At 26.4% G+C, this 2,917-nt stretch carries 1 protein-coding gene; it reads left to right on the top strand.

The genetic code is table 11. The annotated features are described in order from the left end of the window. Positions 1 to 2,457: autotransporter outer membrane beta-barrel domain-containing protein (locus L8X40_RS08210; RefSeq protein WP_263667667.1), on the top strand; the 2,457-nt coding region annotated here is incomplete at its 5' end. Positions 2,458 to 2,917 lie beyond the last annotated feature (460 nt).

Here is a 2,917-nt window from a genome sequence, read left to right as displayed (position 1 = left end):
AATAAAGGAACCATAGGTGTAAATAATAATGGAACTTCTGTAAATAATGGCAATGTGATCGACTTACAAGATGGTGCTATTATAGCAGCATTAACACCTAATCAAGATGGTAGCTTTAGTTATAATCTAGCAGGTGATGCTATCTTAAATGAAGGAACTATAAAAGGCAATATAAATTTAAATAACAAAGCTAATATCTATGGAGCTATAAATAATAAAAATACCATTACAGGAAATATTAGCTTAAATAATAATTCTTATGCTAGTTCTATAAAAAATGAAAAAGAAATTCAAGGTTCTATAGATTTAAAAGATAAATCTCATATAGATAGTGTTATTAACAATGGAACCATAGAAAAAGGAATTAACCTAAATGATAGTTCTATAAGTCTTGTTGAAAATTCAAGCTCTTTAGATTTAAACTTAAAAAACCATTCTGAAGTAGGATTTTTAAAAAACTCAGGCACTATAACAATTGATCAAGACAATACAAGCAATATAGCTTCTGTTGATAATACAGGAAATATTAGTGGAACAATCACAAATAATTCTAATATGATTTATGTTATAAATAAAAATACTATGGAAAATATAGTCAATAAAGCATCTTTAACCAAAGATGAGAGCCAAACTATCTCTCAAATCATTAATGAAGGTGAAAAAGCTCATATAAAAACTATAGAAAATCAAACACAAAGTTCTATAGGTATCATTATGAATACAGGTAAAGTTGATAGCATTATAAACGAAGGAAGTATTAGCTCTGCTATAGGTAATGGTGGTTTTATCAATGACATTAATAATAAAGCTAACGCTAATATAGCACATATAAAAAATGAAGGCACTATTGATAAAATAGATAATAGTGGAACGATTGATAAGATCAATAACTATATTCATGGAATTATTAATACTATAAACAATCAAGAAAATGCAAATATAAATATAGCAAATCAAGGAGAGATTAAAAACGGTATTACTAATAGTGGTAATATGATTTTAAGTAATCTTCCTAGTGATTATGGTGCTAAAAGCTTTATAGGCAAAAACAACAATGGCTACCATTTGGAAAACAATAATGGTGGTAAACTTAATATAGATGGCTGGTATTTTAATGCACCTGAATATACAACAAAAGAAGATAGATTGCAAAATTCTATCATCATAGGTGGAAATAATTTAGGTGGTATTAATGCAGATAGTATTTATATTAATAATAAAGACATTCAACAAAATATCGTTTATGATGCTAATACTTTCTTTATTAATAAAGAAGGAGAATCAATAGGAGATAAAACTAATAATAATCTAGGTGTAGATGGTAATAATATTATAGATCCTACGGGTATTTTTAACTTTGTAGGCGTAGGTAATGGGGGTTATATGGCTCATGTAGATTTAGATGAAGTAAGCGGTAAAACCCTAGCTAAATCTATGGTGTATTCAGCTAGATTAAGAAATATTAACATCTCTAATATATTAAGAGATTTAAATACTAAAAACTTTCAAACAGAATTTTCTCAAGTATTAGATATGGAATTATCTAAAAAAGGGGAAGCTTATGGTAATGATGCTGATTTATTAGCCGAATTAGAAGATATTTTTATCCCTAATAAAAATCCAAATGCAAAAAATCACACTTTCTTACTTCCTTATTATAATCACTCATCTATTAAAATAGGAAAAAGTGTAGGATCACTTAGTTCTAATACTACAGGTTTAATAGGTGGGTCTTTTAGAGAATTACCAAATGATTATGGAACAATTGGTTTTTACTTAGGTTATGAAGATGCTTCTAAAGAACAAGCTACTCAAAGACTTAAATTGGATGATAAAACTTATTATGGTGGTTTAACTTATTATGGAGTATTAGCAAGAGATGGTATTAATCAATATTATATTAGTGCTAGTACAAGACTTGATTATACTAAAACCGATATAGAAAAAACTTATAAAAACAATACAGCTACTATAGATAGTGATGCTAAAACTTATGGTTATGGTGTAGATGTAAAAGTAGGTGCTAATTATTATAATACCCTAGATATAGCTAGAATATCTCCAGAAATAGGTTTAAGCTATTATGGTATGAGTAATAAAAACTTTACTTTAAAACACTTGGGTGGTTTAAAAGAACATTATAATGGTGAGCAATTTAACTTTATTGATGCAAGTGCGGCTTTAAAATGGTATAAACCATGGAGTGATAAAATAAGATCTAATATTACTATAGGAGCTATAGTAAATTTATACAATGATGCGCAAGGAAGTTTAAAACTTGGACAAAATTATTTTACCACTCAAATAGAAACTTCTAAGTATTATGGCTTTGGACAACTTGGTCTTTCTTATGCTATAGCTGATAATGCTGATTTATCATTAAACTATGCAGGTGCATTTACATTTGATAATACTACTTCTCATACTATGTTTTTAAAACTAGGTTTATGGTGGTAAGTTTAATTCACACTAACTAATAATAGTTAGTGTGAAAAACTAAATATGAATACTTATAAAAATAAAAGTTATATTTGTAATTTAATGAACTAAAAAATAAAAACTATAAGTTAAATCATGAAAATAATAACAAAGTTAACAATAATAACATTAACAATCTTAGTTTTACTAGCTTTGCATATTATTAATAATGCTTAAGGCTGTTTATAATAAGAACTTTGTATTTATAAATATAATAAGTAGTATATAAGACAAAATAAATTAAGAAAGGATAAAAAGCTAAATATAAAGTAATTTAATTGCCCAGAGTTTGCTTAAGACAAATATAAAACAACAAAAACAAGATTAAAAGCAATCAACACAATAGCTTTAAAAGCATATGGGTTGGTAAATATAAAAATCAAAAATAATTTTTAATGTATGTAATTTTAAATACAAGACTCCTTATTAAGCAAACTCT

It is taken from the genome of Campylobacter sp. CNRCH_2013_0855 (assembly GCF_025773025.1).
Lineage (GTDB): Bacteria > Campylobacterota > Campylobacteria > Campylobacterales > Campylobacteraceae > Campylobacter_D > Campylobacter_D jejuni_C.
This window is presented reverse-complemented; position numbering and strand designations above follow the sequence as displayed.